The organism is Mycobacterium sp. NPDC049093 (assembly GCF_040704635.1).
Classification (GTDB): Bacteria; Actinomycetota; Actinomycetes; order Mycobacteriales; family Mycobacteriaceae; genus Mycobacterium.
In genome coordinates this window covers 697284-712993 of sequence record NZ_JBEZJS010000004.1, presented here as the reverse complement: position 1 = coordinate 712993, position 15710 = coordinate 697284, and the positions used below count along the sequence as shown (strand labels likewise).

The window sequence follows — 15710 nt, the reverse complement described above, 5'->3', positions numbered from 1 at the left end:
TTTCCAGCATGCAACCGAGCGGGACGATTGACGGGGTCTTCTGGGTCGGCGTCACGATCGTCCTCGTCGGCGTCGGGTACGGCATCTTCATCGATGATCGCCGCCTCGAGCGGCGGATCTACTGGTTGTGCTGGCTGGCCGGCGGGCTGCTGATGACCCTTGCCACCAGCGAACAGGACCCCGCCCGGGCGCTCGGGATCGCCGGCTTCGCCGCGTCGATGTCGGTGATGATGGCCTTCTTCAGAACGCCGTTCCTCAAGATCGGCAACACCATCTACGCCGCATCGAGCAGCGACCGGAAACCGGATCCGCCCGAGGACGATGAGGACGGCGGATCGGCACTCAGCTACGGAAAGCTGAGGGCGTCGACGGTGTGGTGGTTGCTGGCGATCTTGGTCGGGGCCAGCGCTTACGTCGTGTGGGTCGAGGGGTGGACCGGTCGGCCCGCCGTCGCGGCGGGCATCTTCGCGCTGGGCGCGGCGATCATCGGATTCGTCGACATGGCGGGAGATTTTCCGCGATTCCGGCGCCAGTACGTGCCTGCTGTCGTGCTCGCCGTGGTGTCGATTCCGTTGTACTGCGCACCGGCGGTGCTGTATGTCCTGTGCTACGAGATCGGCCGGTGGCTCAAGGGCTGAGGTGGCCCGCACAACGCCGGACTGACGGTCCCGACAAATTTGTCGGATGAAGGCTGTTAAATCGTTGCATGCCGCAAGAGGGTAGGCCCGCCGCAGGTGCCGAACAGTCCGTCCACGACGTCATCTTGGAACTCCTCGGAGCCGACGACGCGCTGTCCGACGGGGCCAAGGACGTCGTGCTGAGCGCCCTGGCGGAGGTGTCCGGCGGCACCGACGACGCCGCGGAAACCAGTCCGGCGCCAACATTTCTCAGCTCGATCGCGGTCTCCGGATTCCGCGGTGTCGGCCCGTCGGCGCGGCTGGACCTGTTCCCGGCTCCGGGTCTGATGGTGGTCAGTGGCCGCAACGGTTCCGGAAAATCCAGCTTCGCCGAGGCGCTGGAGCTCACGCTCACCGGCACGAGCTACCGCTGGAACAAGAAGGAGAGCCTGTGGGCCGAGGCCTGGCAGAACCTCCACCACCCCGACCCGTGCCAGATCCAGGTCGGGTTCACCCGCGAGGCGGCCGGTCCGTTCACCGTCGGAGTGGACTGGGGCCAGGGCGCGAAGCTGGACAACTGCACCACCTGGACACAGGCCGGCGGGGGTAAGCGGGTCGACGGCACCGCGGCACTGGGCTGGACGCGGGCCCTCGAACTGCACCGACCGCTGCTGTCCTACGAGGAACTCGGCCGACTGTTCGACGGCGGGCCATCGGCACTGTACGACGCGCTGGCCAAACTGCTGGGGCTCGACGCGCTCGCCGACACCGAGAAGCTGCTGGCCGCAAGGCTCAAGGAGATCAGGACCGCCAGCGACACCGCAGACGCGGAACGCAAGCGCGTGCAGGCTGCGTTGGCCGGGCAGTCCGATGAACGCGCCGAACGCGCCGCCAAGCTCCTGCGCAAACACCGTGTGCCACTGGATGATGTGCGGGCTCTGGCCACCGGAGGGGGCGAGGCCCGCACCGACGTGATGCCTGCCCTGCGGACTGTTGCCCAGCTGGAGACGCCGACCATCGACAGCGTCGAGGAGGTGACGCGGCAACTACGCACCGCCACCAAAGCCGCGGCCGACTCCGCGACCGCCGCGATCGACCTCACCAGTCAACGCGTCGACCTGCTGCGGACCGCGCTGCGATTTCACCATCAGGGCGGTGACACCGACTGCCCGGTGTGCGCGCAGGGGCGCCTCGACGCGGACTGGGCCACGGCTGCTCAGCACAGCATCGCGCAGAGCGAAGAACTGCTGGACGAATACCGTGCCACGGCACAACAACTCAAAACCGCTCGGGCGAATGTCACCGCCCTGATCCAGGGACTGACCTCGGCGGCCGCAGTGCCCGGCGTCGAACTCGCAGCCCTTGTGGGCTACAACGACGCGGTGGCCGCGGCACGGAAGATCCCGGTCGGCGACGACGCGCTCGCGGCGCACGCCGAGTCGACGCTGACCGAGGTGATCGCCACCGCCGAATCGCTGCGCGCCGAAGCAGCCGACGAACTCGCGCGACGCGAGACCGCATGGGCGCCACTGGCGGCCCAGCTGGGTGGCTGGGTTGGCCTCGAAGAGCAGGCCCGGGCTGTGGACGACGAGCTCAACGCCGTTTCCAAGGCCAAGAAGTGGGTCAACGAGCATGCCGCTGCCTTCCGCAATCTGCGGCTCAAACCCATTGCCGCCCAAGCCCGCGACATCTGGCACCAGCTCCGCCAGGAAAGCAATGTCGACCTCGTCGAGATCTCCCTGGAAGGGACGTCCACCCGGCGCAAGGTGGTGCTCGAAGGCGCCGTGGACGGCAAGCCCACCAAGGCGCTCTCGGTGATGAGCCAGGGCGAACTGCACGCGCTGGCACTGGCGTTGTTCCTGCCGCGCGCGACCTCAGCGAAGAGTCCGTTCCGCTTCGTGGTCCTCGATGACCCCATCCAGGCGATGGACCCGTCGAAGATCGACGGATTCGTCCAGGTGCTCTGCGAGATCGCCAAGACCCATCAGGTCATCGTCTTCTCCCACGACGACCGGCTGGCCTCGGTCATCCGGGAAACCGGGGTCGACGCCCGGCTCATCGAAGTGGTCCGTGAGACGGGGTCGCGAGTCACCGTGCGTGACAACGTGAATCCAGCGCTGCGTCAGGTCGGCGACATCTTCGCGCTGATCAAAGACGCCAAGATGCCCGAGGACATCAAAGGCCGGGCCGCGCCGGCGCTGTTCCGGATGGCGTTGGAATCCGCTGCCAAGCAGACCTTCTATGCCAAGCAGGCACTGGCCGGCTGCGCACTCACCGAATCCGAGGACAAATGGGCGGCAGCGAAGAAGACCTCGAACCGGCTGGCGCTGGCGATCCACGGCGACCCACAGGTCGATCTGACGCAATGGCTCAAGCCGGAACGCAAACGGGCACTGCGGATCTGCAACGCCGGCGCGCACGGCGACGCGAAACCGGTCTCCATCCACGATGCCCGGGATCTGGAGAAAACGGTGCTCGACGTGCTGGCGTTGCGATGAGTCCGATGAGTGCCATGGACCTGCTCGGCCAGGCGCAACGTGTTCTGCGGTCTCCCGGCGCGGCCGAGGGGCTGTCGTCCCGGGTGGCGGCGTTCCTGGCCCGTCAGGCCCTGGAAGAGATCATCGATCAGCGATGCGCTGCCCTCAAGGTGGACGCTCCCGGGGCGAATTCGCGCAGCAAGCTCGTCGTGCTCAAGTCCCTGGACACCGCCGAGGCCGCCGACCGGGCGGCGCTCGCGTGGAACCGCCTCAGCGTCGCCTGCCACGTGCATGCCTTCGAGATGCAACCGTCCAGCGCCGAGGTCGAGTACTTGTGTGGGGTGGTGGCGTCGTTGGTCACCATCGGACCTGGTTGATGTGGGAGATATCTACCCTCTGGGGGTAGACTTCTACCATGAGTCTGAACATCAAGAACGAGCAGACAGTGGCACTGGTGCGTGAGCTCGCGCGCCACACGGGTCTCAGTCAGACCAGTGCAGTTGAGGAAGCAGTCCGTTCCAAACTTGCTGAGCTCGAAGCGAGCCGCGGTCGAAATGCTCGGCGCGCACAAGTCGATCGGCTGCTAGGCGACTTGGACCGGTCGCTGACCGGTCGGCAGAAGCAGCGGATACGCCGGGAGGAGCACGAACTGTATGACGACCACGGGTTGCCCGTGTGATCGTCGATACCTCGGCGATCGTCGCCATCGCGCTCGATGAGCCCCAACGCGACGCGCTCGTCGACGCTGTGCTCGATGCGTCTGCGCCGAAGATCTCGGCGGCCTCACTCGTCGAAGTTGCTGCTGTACTCATGCGGCGGTTGTCGCCCGAAGATTTCCGCCGGGTCGAGCGCCTGATCGATCAGCTGGGGATCGAGACGGTGCCCTTCGACGCCGAGCAGGCCGCGAGCGCGACGCGTGCTTACCGCGAGTTCGGGCGGGGTAGCGGCCACCCCGCCGGACTGAATCTCGGTGACTGCTATTCCTACGCGCTAGCCGATGTGACCGGCGAACCCCTGTTGTATGTCGGCGACGACTTTTCGCATACCGGTGCCGACGGAGTCGAACTCTCCTGATCAAACGGGCCGCGCGAACTATGATCGGCACATGGCTCGGGCCAGTTTGGTGCTGTTGTCAGGGGTCGTGATCGCGGGGTTCACGGGCGTCACCGCGCCGGTGGCCCACGCCGATCCGGCGCCGCCATGCTCCTTCACGCTGTCGCCGCCCGCTGTCGTTCATGTCGACGGCGCCGACATGGTCAGCGTGACCGTATCGCCGGACGCGTGCGGAGCGCCGGCAGATCCGCGCTTCAGCGTCGCCTGCGTGCAGCGTCAGGACAACGCCTCACCCATCCAATGCAACCAGGGCAGGGGAGCTCAACCGGCGCAGGTGCGCACGCCCTACCGGCCCGGAGCGACCTACGTGTCCACCGGCCGGGCATGCGGCGGTTGGATGGGCATCGCGGAGATCGCGCCGCAGTGCCAGGTGCTCGGCCCGCTCTCGGCGCCGCTGTAGCCACGCGTCGCTCTCCGTTCATCTGTGCAATCCCTGTCAGTCACCTGTGCGAGGCAGGCTCGTGCGACGCACCGGCACAACTGAAGAGGGTGACGAATGACAACGGCGAGACGGACCGCAGCACTGACCACGGCGGCAGCGCTGATCCTGGCGGGCTGCACCACGCAGGACCGCAAGCCAGAATCGAGCACCCCGAAGGCGACGTCGCCGATCGACTGGAACCTGCCCGACGCGGACCGCTACCACCGCACCGCCACGTACCCGGTGTACCTCAACAAACCTGCTGAGGATCCGGCGGAGAAGGAGACCGTCGCCGAGATCTCCACCGTCACCCCCGACGGCAACACGGTCATCTACACCGACGCGGCCGGCAAGCGCATCGGCTTCCTCGACATCACAGATCCCGCCAAACCCGTTGGCAAAGGCACGCTTTCCCTCACCGAGCTGGGCCATAAGGACGACCAGCCGACGTCGGTGGCGGCCGTGAAAGACCACGTCCTCGTCGTCGTCGACACCACCGGCGGCGACTTCGCGCACCCCTCCGGCCGCGTCGATATCGTCCGGACCGCCGACCGCACCCCCGTGCACAGCATCGACCTGGGCGGTCAGCCCGACTCGATCGCCATCAGCCCCGACGGCACGTTCGCCGCGATCGCCATGGAGAACCAGCGCAACGAGGAGTTCACCCCGCCGGGCAAGGAGGAAGGCGGCCTGCCCCAGCCGCCGACCGGATTCGTGCAACTGATCGACCTCACGGGCGCGCCGAACAGCTGGACGCCCCGCAAGGTGGATTTCGATGTCGACGCGGCGCGGAAAGCCGGTCTGGACACCCCCGAAGACCTCGAACCCGAATACGTCAGCATCAACTCCCGCGGCCAGGTCGCGGTGACGCTGCAGGAGAACAACGGCATCGCCGTCCTCGACGGCCACACCGGCACGGTCACCAAGATCTTCAGCGCCGGAAGCCAATCCGTCGACGGCATCGACACCAAAGAAGACGACGCGATCGATCAGACCGGTTCGATCAAAGACACCCCGCGGGAGCCCGACGCCATCGGCTGGATCGGCGACGACTACTTCGCCACCGCCAACGAAGGCGACTGGAAGGGCGGCACCCGCGGCTGGACGATCTTCGACGCCAACACCGGCAAGGTGGTGTGGGACGCCGGGAACTCCTTCGAACAACTCGCGGTGCGCACCGGCCTGCACATCGAAGGGCGCGCCGAGGCCAAAGGCCCCGAGCCGGAAGGCCTGGCCATCACCACCATCGGTGGCCGCCCCACCGCGCTGATCGCATCGGAGCGCAGCAACTTCGTCGCCGTGTACGACGTCAGTGAACCGGCCGCTCCGAAGTTCCGGCAGATCCTGCCGACCACCCCCGGCCCCGAAGGGGTGCTGCCGATCCCGTCGCGCAACCTGCTGGCGATCTCCTCGGAGGCCGACGACGCCGAGGCCCACGTGCGAGCCGCGGTCAACCTCTACGGCTACGGCGACGCTTTCAAAGCCGAAGGCAAACCGGACTTTCCATCCATTGTGTCCGGCGACATCGACGGCAAGCCGATCGGCTGGGGCGCTCTCGGAGCACTGTCGGCCGACCCGCAAGACGGCAACCGGCTCTACACCGCCACTGACAGCGCCTACGGCCCGGCCCGCATCCTTGGCCTGGACGCAGCACAGAAGCCCGCGCTGATCGACACCCAACTGCCCATCACCGAGGACGGCAAGCCGGCCACCCTGGACACCGAGGGCGTATCTGCCCGACCCGCCGGCGGTTTCGTACTGGCGGTCGAAGGCGAAGACGGCCCCGGCAACCAATTGGTCTACGTCGCCGCCGACGGCCGGATCGAGAAGCGGGTGCCGCTGCCCAAAGACATTGCCGCCCAGCTGGGTAGCCAGGGCTTCGAAGGAGTCGCTGTCGATGGAGACGCCGTCTGGGTGGCGCTGCAACGTGAGCTCAAGTCCGACCCGTCGGGCGTGGTCCGCATCGGGCGCTACACACCGGCAGGGGACAAGTGGGAATGGTTCGGCTACCAGTTGGAGTCCACCGACACCAAGGACGACTGGATCGGTGTCTCCGAAATCGCCGTCCACAACGGTGAATTGCTGATCCTTGAGCGCGACAAACTCAACGGACCCGACGCACGGCTCAAAGCGCTGTACCGCGTGACGATTCCCGACGGCCCGGGCGTGACGTCCGCTGCCGACAAGCCGAACGTTCTGCCGAAGACGTTGGCCCGCAATCTGGTGCCGGATCTGCAGGCCACCAACGGTTATGTGCAGGAGAAGGTCGAAGGCTTCGCGATCGCCGGCAACCAGGACCTGTACGTGGTCACCGACAACGACGGGCTCGACGACGCCAACGGTGAGACGGTGTTCCTCGATCTCGGCCCGGCGGCGGAGGCGTTGACAGGATAGTTCCGGTTCCCGCCGGTGAGCGGGTCGAGGTGACAAGATGACGCGCATGACGGCGGTCTTCATCCGATCCGACAAGCTGTTGATCTTCGGTGGCCTGGCCATCTGTGTGGTGGCCGGGCTGTCCCATTACGGTGGCTGGCCGCACCTGGTCGGTTTTGTCGTCAGTGCACTGGCCGTCACGGTATTGGCCTCGCTGGTCGGGCTGGCCGTCGACCAACTCGGTGACCGGTTCGGCCCCGGAGCCACCGGCGTCCTGCAGTCCGCACTCGGCAATCTGCCGGAGTTGTTCATCTGCATCTTCGCGCTCAAGGCCGGACTGGTCGACGTGGTGCGCGCCGCACTCGTCGGTTCGATCCTCGCCAACCTGCTGCTGGTGTTGGGCCTGGCGTTCCTGGTCGGTGGACTGAAGCACGGCCCGCAGAAGCTCGGCTCCGCCCAGGTCCGGACCATCCTCGTGCTGATGGTGCTGTCGGTGACGGCCATGGCGATTCCGTCGATCGCCCACGAGGTGCACGCACCCGCCTCCGAGCACGAAGTGTCGTTCTCGATGATCGTGTCGGTCGTCCTGCTGGTGCTGTTCGGATTGTCGCTGCCGTATTCGCTGAGCCGCGACAAGAACAAGACCAGCGAGGACAAGACCGGCGAGCCGGTGCCCCAGCCGCACAAAGAACAGCCGCGTTGGCCGGTCGGTTTGGCGATCGGCATGCTCGCCATTGCGGGCGGATTGGCCGCGTTCGTCTCCGATTGGTTTGTCGCCGCGCTGGAACCGGCGATGGACTCGCTCCACATCTCGCAGGCATTCGCCGGTCTGGTGATCGTGGCCATCGCGGGCAACGCGGTGGAAAACGTCGTCGGTGTGCAACTGGCCGCCAAAAACCAGTCGGAGTACGCCTTCTCGATCATCCTCAACAGCCCGATTCAGATCGCCCTCGTGTTGGCGCCGGTGCTCGTGTTGGTGAGCCAGATCTTCGGGCTCGCCTCACTGACCCTGGTGTTCGGGCCGATGCTGATCGTCGCGCTGCTGGTCGCCGTCGTGCTGGCGGCGATCATTGCCTTCGACGGGGAGTCGACGTGGCTGGAAGGTGCGGCGCTGATCGCGTTGTACTGCATCATCGCCGCCTCGTTCTGGTGGGGCTGACGTTTAGTACCGCCGGCTGTCACCGCCAACTGTCGAGCACCGCGTCCACGGCGTCGTACACCCGATCCCGAGCTGTACGCCGGTCAACACCGGACATGAGCAGTTCGTCGTAGTCGGTGTCCTCATGACGTACCGACGCCGTGACTGCGAGGCGTACGGCATCGGGGTCGAGCGCACGCCCGGCAGCGCTGCGCCCGACCCGCCCACTGCCACGGGCAGCCGCGTGGCGGGCGACGATGTCGGCGCGGCGGGCTGGGCAGCGCGGAAACTGGTCGAGAATCGCCGCGGCGAAATCGGCCTGGAATCGCAAGTCTTCGTCGCTGCGCCGCACCCGGTCACGTTCCCGTCGGCGGGCGCGGACCTCGGCGTCGGACAGGCACTCTTGTTCAGCGAGTTCGATCGCCTCGGGTTCGGCTAAGATCCCTTGCCGCTCATAGTGTTTGCGCGATCTGCTCCAACGCACTACCACCGCGTGCAGGTCGCTTGCCTTCGTTGCTCGCCGCGTCAGCGCGGCATCACCGGCGGGAAGGAACTCAAGATGCCCGAGGTCGGCGCACACCAGGCAAACCGGGCCCGCGTCCTCCATGGACAGAATGTCGCCAGTTCCGCCGCATGAGGTGCAGGTCCAGTCTTTGAGCGCGATGACGACAACGAGGTCCCGAGTCTTCGCCCCAGCCATATCAGGCGAGGGTAAACCTGACGGCCGGTCTCGCACTACCCCTCAGCGGCGACCAACGACCCCAGCTTGATGTCGGGGTTGTCGCGCTGGAAACCCTCCAGCCGCCACGGCGTCGAGAACAGCACGAGCATGACCCCGTCGCTGCGGGTCAACACCTCGGCTGACACCTGACGGTTCACGAAGTCGGCGTCCTCCGGGGAGACAACTCGCGCGACCTGATAGGGCAGGTTCTCCAGTGCGATCGGCGCGCTGAGTTCGGTGGCCATCCGGTGGGCGGCCACCTCGAACTGCATCGGTCCGACTGCGGCGAACACCGGCGCCTGGTCGCCGCGCTTGTCCGAGCGCAGGATCTGCACGACGCCTTCCTGCTCGAGCTGCTCGATGCCCTTGCGGAACTGCTTGTGCTTGCTCGGGTCGGTGCCGCGGGCGACCGCGAAGTGCTCGGGGGAGAAGCTCGGGATCGGCGGGTACACCACCGGGATGTCGCGGTACAGGGTGTCGCCGGGGCGCAGCGCCGCGGCGTTGGCCAACCCGATCACATCGCCGGGCCACGCGTCGTCGAGCGTCGAACGCTGCTGACCGAACACCGACTGCGCGTACTTGGTGACGAACGGCTTGCCGGTGGCGGCGTGGGTGAGCACGTCGCCGCGCTCGAACGTCCCTGAGACCACCCGCGCATAGGCGATGCGATCGCGGTGCGAGCTGTCCATGCCGGCCTGCACCTTGAACACGAACGCGCTGAACGGCGAATCGACCGCCCGCCGCACACCGTCGACATCGACCGACCCGCTGGGCGCCGGGGCCAACTCCACCAGCACATCGAGCAACTGGTTCACGCCGAAGTTCAACGCGGCCGAGGTGAACAGCACCGGGGAGGACTCGCCGGAAAGGAACGTCTCCCGGTCGTAGTCGGAGCCGTCCATCGACAACAGCTCGGACTCTTCGACCGCGGTGTCCCAGTCATCGCCGGCCGCGGCGTGGGCGTCGGCGGCGGCGATGTGCTCCTCGGGGGCGGCGGTGGCGCCACCCGCGGTGCGGGTGAACCGGATGAACTTCTCGGCCCGGCGGTCCATCACACCCTTGAAATCACCGGCGATGCCCACCGGCCAGGTCAGGGGAGTGGTGCGCAGCCCGATCCGCTCGTGGATCTCGTCCATCAACTCCAGCGCATGGCGGCCTGGGCGGTCCCACTTGTTGATCACCGTGATGATCGGGATGCCCCGGTGCTTACACACCTGGAACAGCTTCAGCGTCTGCGGCTCGAGGCCCTTCGCGGCGTCGATGAGCATCACCGCACAGTCCACAGCCGTCAGCACGCGGTAGGTGTCCTCGGAGAAGTCGGCGTGCCCGGGGGTGTCGAGCAGGTTGATGACGCAGTCGCGGTACGGGAACTGCAGCGCCGTCGAGGTGATCGAGATGCCGCGGGCCTTCTCCATGTCCATCCAGTCGGACACCGTCGAGCGTCGGCCCGCCTTGCCGTGGATCGCGCCGGCCTCGGTGATCACCCGGGCGTGCAGCGCCAGCGCCTCGGTGAGCGTGGACTTACCGGCGTCAGGGTGGCTGATGACCGCGAAGGTGCGGCGACGGGCGGCCTCGGCCGCGATCTTGGCAGCTTGGGCGGTGTTGGAGGGCGGGGTCGCCGGGGCATCTTCGAGGGCTTTTTCGGTCATCTCGACTAGCGATGGTATGGGGGTTTGGGGGCAAACCCGTAATCGAGGACGTCGAAGCCCGCTATCCCGAAGGGTGGCTCCACGCGCGAAGCTGTGCGGCGATGTCGTCGAGGTCGGACTCGGCGCCGGTGGCGACCCGGATCACGAAATCGAAGCGGTCGTCTTCAGGCGCCGCGATCCGCTGCCCGTTGACGCCGAGAAAGGTCAGGCAGGCCGTCCACGCCAGCCGTTTGTTGCCGTCGACAAGTGCGTGGTTGCGGGTCAGGGAATGCAGCAGGGCCGCGGCCTTGAGATGCAGGTCGGGGTAAGCGTCATCGCCGAACACCGATGCCCGCGGTCGGGCCAGCGCCGATTCGAGCAATCCGTAGTCTCCGACTTTCACGTCGGCTCCGACAGCGTGGCGTGCAACTTCCAAGAGGTCATCGAGATCCAGGTACTCGATCATGCGTCCTTCAGACGCTCCAGAACCCCGGCCTCCTCGGCCACCACGCGCTGCAGAACTGATTGCACCTTGGATTGATGCGTGCGTCGAGCGATGTACTCGTCAATCGCCGACAGCGCGACAGCCTGCATCGAGCGGCCTTCGGCGGCGGCCTGCCGACGCAGCGCCTCGGTCTGCTCGTCACTGGTCCGCAGAGTCATGCCCATGGCGCGATGATACCGGTTTGATACCAACCTGGTCTTACATTAAATCCAGTGCGGCCCGCAGCCGGTCGACGTCCATCGCGCCCCGGGCGGTTGCTCCGGCCGGGAAGCTGTCGAGAAGCTTGATCAGGTCACCGCGGCGGGTTGGATCGTCGGCGGCCTGCCGCGGTGTGTAGCCGTTGAGGGCTGGGATCGGTTGATCGAGCCAGTTGGCTTCGTACTCACGGACGAACGCGTCGAGGGCGGCGGCCACCTCGGGATCGTCGGGATCAAGCACGTCCGCGTCGTCACCCGGAAACCGATCGGACAAATCGCGGACATCGCCCACCAGCTGCCGCGTGTCATCGAGGACCTCTAAACCGGGGTCCAGGCTCTCCAGCGTGGAAAGCGCATTGTCCATTCGCTTTTCGCTGTTGGTCTCCACGCGCAACTTGTTCCCCTCGAGGGCGAATGTGGCCCGGACCCGTTGCATGCCGTGCGTGGTGACGTACTCATGCCACCGCGGTGGTCCGTCGCCGTCAAGCCTCTGATAGTTGGCGTCGAGCTCGGCCTCAACCGCGGCCGGGTCGCTGACCCGCACGGTGGCCTCGCAGATCGCCATCGGGTCGCCCTCGGTGTTGACCAACGTCGGCGGTGCGAATCGCGCAGTCAGAAAGGCCACCAGCTCCTCTGCATCGGGTTCGGAGTCCAGCAACTCCACCAGCGGGTCCCGCAGGTGCAGCGGGATCACTTCCAGCCCGCCGAAGAACTGGGCGGTGTCCCCGGCCGGCAGCACTCGGGTACAGACCAGCAGCCCGGGCTTGAGCTGGCGGCTGGCCAACCGCTCGCGTACCTCGTGGACATCGCCGGTGCGGACATCGCGCACGGTAACTCCCACGCCGGGCTTCGCCTGTTCGACCTCGAACACCGACCGCTCCGACAGCGACCATTGGTCGGCCAGAAGTCGCTCGTCGTCGGGCAGCAGGGATCCCCGAATGTCCAGGAAATCCTCGAAGGCGCCGCCCTCGGACAGGACCGCGTCCATCACCAACGGGTCGGCCAGCGCATCGGTCAGTGCGCCAGGGTCGTCGTCGTATCGGCTGCGTTCGAAGGCCACCTCGATGAGCAGCTCCTTCCAGTCGCTCAGCTCCACGTGCTGGGCGGCCTTGGCATAAAGCCAGGCAGCGCGCTCCGCCAAGGGCAGCTGTTCGTTGCCAAGATGGCACTTCTTGTACTTGCGGCCCGACCCGCACCAGCACGGCTCGTTGCGGCCGAGGTCGGTGCGTGGCGCGGCCCGGTACCGCCCCAACAGTTCCAGCAGCGGATGGTCCGGCGCGGCCTCTGCGCGACGCAGCAACGCCAGGCCACGTTCGGCGTCGCCGCGATCGGAGGCGAACCGGGCCAGCTCGAACAACGGCAGCGGCCAGTCCGTGTCCATCGACTCAGCTGCGAGCAGTTCGCGTTCGCCGCCGGCGATGTCACCGATCCGCTCGAGCGCGACGCCCCGCAACCAACGAAACGCCACCCGGGCCTGTCGCGGCACCATGGGTTCCAGCGACTCGGCGAACAAACGCAACGCGAGAGCCGAGACCCGTCCGCTGCGAACCGTCTCCGCCAGAAACACATCCGCCAAGAACGGATCGGCGAGGAAGGCCCCGAATTCGGCCAGGAGCTCTCCGTCCTCGGCCGCCTGGACTTCGATCGCGCCGGCGTCGTCGACCAGATCCGACAGCTGCTCACACGCAGCGGCCAGAGCGTGCACCGCGATCGCGTCGGTCCGTTCGAGTTCATACCGCGTCGCCAGCAGTTCGCAGTCGAGTTTGAAACGCCAAGGCCCGAAATCGAAACCCGCGGGTGCGAGCAAGTGCCTGTCGCGGACCATTCCGTAGTCGTCGACGATCTCCGACACGGGCGGAAGCGGTGAGGTGAACAATGTCGGGTCTTGGACGCACGCGGTCCACACCGCGGCGCCGGCGTCCACGGGCTCGTCGACATCGAGGGTTGCGGCCAACTGGGCTCCGACATTCGTGGCGGCCGCCACCGTGACCCGCTCGATCACGAGCCCCTGCGGGCTCAGCCGGATCCCGACCAGATCTCCCACGGTCGCGCCCGACGCGCGTAGCGCTCCCAACGGCAACAACAGCACGCCGCCCTCGGGCACCACGTCTTCTGGGATGCCCTGCTCCGCGAGCAGTTCGTCGTCGTAGCCGACCATCAATACCGTCGCGGGTGCACCGTCGGCGAACCGATGGTAGGGCTCGTGTTCGAAGAGATCGGTGAGCGCGCCGAGATCCGGGGTCACCGTGAGCATGTTGTGGGCGACCTCGGGCGCCTCGAGACGATGCGTGAACACCCGGCCGCTCAGCAGCGTCGGCAGCCACACCCACCGGTCATCGGTCAACTGACCTGCCGGGCTGTTCATCATGTGAAGGGCGTCGTAGACGACGGCATCCGGATCCGCGACACCGGCGGCGCGCAATCGCCGTTTGATCTCGTCCTCGTCCAACGGCCCGTGCTCGGCCAGGATCGTCGACAGCTGCTCAGCCGGGTCAACCATGGCGGCCACGCTATGCCACGGTAGAGACATCCGTCCTCCCCAACGTGCCGCCGAAAGTTCCCGATGAACATCTGTGTCTTCCTGTCCGCCGCCGACCTCGATGAGCGCTATACCGAACCGGCGCGCGAATTCGCCGAACTCCTCGGCAAGGGCGGCCATACGCTCGTCTGGGGTGGCTCCGACAAGGGCTTGATGAAGGTCGTGCCCGATGGAGTGCAGGCCGGCGGCGGCCGTCTGGTCGGGATCTCGGTCGAGTTCCTGCGGCAGCAGGCCAGGACAGGCGCCGACGAGATGGTGATCACCGCCGATCTCTCCGAACGCAAGGCAATGCTGCTGGAGCGCTCCGACGCACTGGTGGTGATGGCCGGCGGGCTCGGCACCCTCGACGAGGCCACCGAGATCCTGGAACTGCGCAAGCACCGGCGCCACGACAAGTCCGTCGTGCTGCTTAACACCGCCGGGTTCTATGACGGCCTGATGATCCAGTTGCGCCGGATGGAGCAGGACGGGTTCCTGCCCGTGCCGCTGGATGAGCTGGTGTTCGTCGCCGAGGAACCCGCCGCGGCGATGGACTACCTCGAGCGTGGCGTCGGCTGACGCAACGACACCGTCACGACTCGCCCACATCCCGTGGGCCTTGTGCTCGCGCTGAAGCGTGCCCGGCTACCATTGAGACACTGATCACGCCCTGATCAATCAGGCCCTCGCCGAACCACATTGGAGTGAAGTTGACGTCTGTTCGTCGTGCCTACCTGGCGGTCGCACTTGCTGTGTTGGCCGTGTCGGGTGGTGTCGTTGTTTCGGCCCTGCCGGACTGCGCCGAGCACTGCCAGACGTTGGCGGCCGCACCCCAAGGTGCGCCGCAGCCCTCACCCACCGAGCCGGCCAGGCTGACCATCGTTCCCAAGCCCGACGCCGAGGTCGACCCGCTGGCCCGGGTCATGGTCACCGCCGACACCGGCACCGTGGCGCGCGTGACGATGCTCAACGACGCCGGCAAGGAGATCCCCGGCGTCCTCACCCCCGACGCCAGGACGTGGAAGCCCACCACCACGCTCGGCTACGGCCGCACCTACACCCTCAAGGTCGACGCGCGCGGCCCCGGCGGCATGCCGACCCGCAAAACCACCACGTTCTCCACGGTGACCCCCGGCTATCAGGCCCGCGTCTACCTCAACGGCACGAACTACTCCCCCCTGCAGGACGGTGCCACCTACGGCGTCGGCATGGTGATCGTCGCGCGCTTCGACGAACCGGTCACCGACAAGGCCACCGCCGAGAACCGGATGAAGGTCGTCACCGCGCCCAAGGCCGTCGGCTCGTGGAACTGGATCGACGACCAGACCGCGCACTGGCGTCCGGAGAAGTACTACGCCCCGGGCACCAAGGTCACTGTCGACGCCGGCATCTACGGCGCCAAACTTGGCGACGACCTCTACGGCGCGCAGGACGAGAAGGTGTCCTTCATCATCGGCGCCTCGCACGTCACCGTCGCCGACGACGCCGACAAGCAGGTCCGGGTCTACGACAACGGCAAGCTGGTGCGCACCATGCCGACCTCGATGGGCATGGGCGGCACCGAGACCATCGGTGGCACCACGATGAGCTTCTGGACCCCGCGCGGCATCTACACCGTGATGGACAAGGCCAACCCGGTGATCATGGATTCCTCGACCTACGGCCTGCCCGTCAATTCACGGCTCGGCTACAAGACGACCATTCCGTGGGCCACCCGCATCAGCATCGACGGCATCTATCTGCACCAGCTCAATGCGACGGTGTGGGCGCAGGGCAAGGAGAACACGAGCCACGGCTGCCTGAACCTCAACGGCGAGAACGCCGAATGGTTCTACAACTTCTCGGTGCCCGGCGACATCGTCGAGATCCGGAACACCGGAGGCGACCCGCTCAAGGCGACCAACAACGGCGACTGGACGGTGCCGTGGGCCGAGTGGGTCAAGGGCAGCGCGCTGCACTGACTTTTGCCGCTGAGCAGGCCCGCCGACGGCCCTTAGCATTG

At 66.8% G+C, this 15710-nt stretch carries 14 protein-coding genes and 1 pseudogene; 10 read left to right on the top strand and 5 right to left on the bottom strand.

Annotation, left to right across the window (positions count from 1 at the left end; all coding sequences use genetic code 11):
- Window positions 1-8: 8 nt before the first annotated feature.
- The 8 genes from AB0876_RS19115 to cax all read left to right on the top strand — a co-directional run bounded on the left by AB0876_RS19115 (window position 9) and on the right by cax (window position 8160).
- A complete protein-coding gene (locus tag AB0876_RS19115; RefSeq protein WP_526042622.1) occupies window positions 9-638 on the top strand; it encodes a hypothetical protein in 630 nt (209 codons plus the stop codon).
- 68 nt (window positions 639-706) lie between these two features.
- The gene (locus AB0876_RS19110) at window positions 707-3115 is read left to right on the top strand and encodes an AAA family ATPase (RefSeq protein WP_526042621.1); all 2409 of its coding nucleotides are present in this window, start codon (window positions 707-709) and stop codon (window positions 3113-3115) included.
- Between the two features lie 5 nt (window positions 3116-3120).
- Window positions 3121-3471: a hypothetical protein gene (locus tag AB0876_RS19105; protein WP_491837768.1), complete on the top strand. Its 351-nt coding sequence runs from the start codon at window positions 3121-3123 to the stop codon at window positions 3469-3471.
- A 38-nt stretch (window positions 3472-3509) separates the two neighbouring features.
- The gene (locus AB0876_RS19100; protein ID WP_491837769.1) at window positions 3510-3773 is read left to right on the top strand and encodes a type II toxin-antitoxin system VapB family antitoxin; all 264 of its coding nucleotides are present in this window, start codon (window positions 3510-3512) and stop codon (window positions 3771-3773) included.
- A complete protein-coding gene (locus AB0876_RS19095; RefSeq protein WP_491837770.1) occupies window positions 3770-4168 on the top strand; it encodes a type II toxin-antitoxin system VapC family toxin in 399 nt (132 codons plus the stop codon). The genes AB0876_RS19100 and AB0876_RS19095 overlap by 4 nt, the downstream gene beginning before the upstream one ends.
- A 31-nt stretch (window positions 4169-4199) precedes the next feature.
- A complete protein-coding gene (locus AB0876_RS19090) occupies window positions 4200-4607 on the top strand; it encodes a hypothetical protein (RefSeq protein ID WP_491837771.1) in 408 nt (135 codons plus the stop codon).
- A 96-nt stretch (window positions 4608-4703) separates the two neighbouring features.
- On the top strand, window positions 4704-7022 hold the full coding sequence (locus tag AB0876_RS19085) for an esterase-like activity of phytase family protein (RefSeq protein ID WP_491837772.1): 2319 nt from the start codon (window positions 4704-4706) through the stop codon (window positions 7020-7022).
- 37 nt (window positions 7023-7059) lie between these two features.
- Entirely contained in the window at window positions 7060-8160 is a 1101-nt protein-coding gene (gene cax / locus AB0876_RS19080; protein WP_491837773.1) for a calcium/proton exchanger, read from the top strand.
- A 19-nt stretch (window positions 8161-8179) separates the two neighbouring features.
- Here cax and AB0876_RS19075 read toward each other — a convergent pair.
- From AB0876_RS19075 to AB0876_RS19055, 5 genes and pseudogenes are all read right to left on the bottom strand, one after another.
- Window positions 8180-8818: pseudogene (locus AB0876_RS19075) on the bottom strand (DUF2293 domain-containing protein); the annotation flags it as partial.
- 56 nt (window positions 8819-8874) lie between these two features.
- Complete coding sequence (locus AB0876_RS19070; RefSeq protein WP_491837774.1) at window positions 8875-10509, bottom strand: peptide chain release factor 3; 1635 nt, start codon at window positions 10507-10509, stop codon at window positions 8875-8877.
- A gap of 61 nt (window positions 10510-10570) precedes the next feature.
- Complete coding sequence (locus tag AB0876_RS19065; protein ID WP_491837775.1) at window positions 10571-10954, bottom strand: type II toxin-antitoxin system death-on-curing family toxin; 384 nt, start codon at window positions 10952-10954, stop codon at window positions 10571-10573.
- Complete coding sequence (locus AB0876_RS19060) at window positions 10951-11157, bottom strand: hypothetical protein (RefSeq protein ID WP_003885622.1); 207 nt, start codon at window positions 11155-11157, stop codon at window positions 10951-10953. The genes AB0876_RS19065 and AB0876_RS19060 overlap by 4 nt, the downstream gene beginning before the upstream one ends.
- A gap of 34 nt (window positions 11158-11191) precedes the next feature.
- Window positions 11192-13699 (bottom strand): SEC-C metal-binding domain-containing protein, encoded by a 2508-nt coding sequence (locus AB0876_RS19055; RefSeq protein ID WP_526042620.1) that lies wholly within the window; start codon window positions 13697-13699, stop codon window positions 11192-11194.
- A 54-nt stretch (window positions 13700-13753) separates the two neighbouring features.
- Here AB0876_RS19055 and AB0876_RS19050 point away from each other — a divergent pair, with 54 nt between their 5' ends.
- Window positions 13754-14287, top strand: a complete 534-nt coding sequence (locus AB0876_RS19050; RefSeq protein ID WP_526042619.1) for an LOG family protein — start codon at window positions 13754-13756, stop codon at window positions 14285-14287.
- A gap of 125 nt (window positions 14288-14412) precedes the next feature.
- Window positions 14413-15669 carry an Ig-like domain-containing protein gene (locus AB0876_RS19045; RefSeq protein WP_526042618.1) on the top strand — a complete coding sequence of 419 codons (1257 nt, stop codon included), beginning with the start codon at window positions 14413-14415 and terminating at the stop codon, window positions 15667-15669.
- Window positions 15670-15710 lie beyond the last annotated feature (41 nt).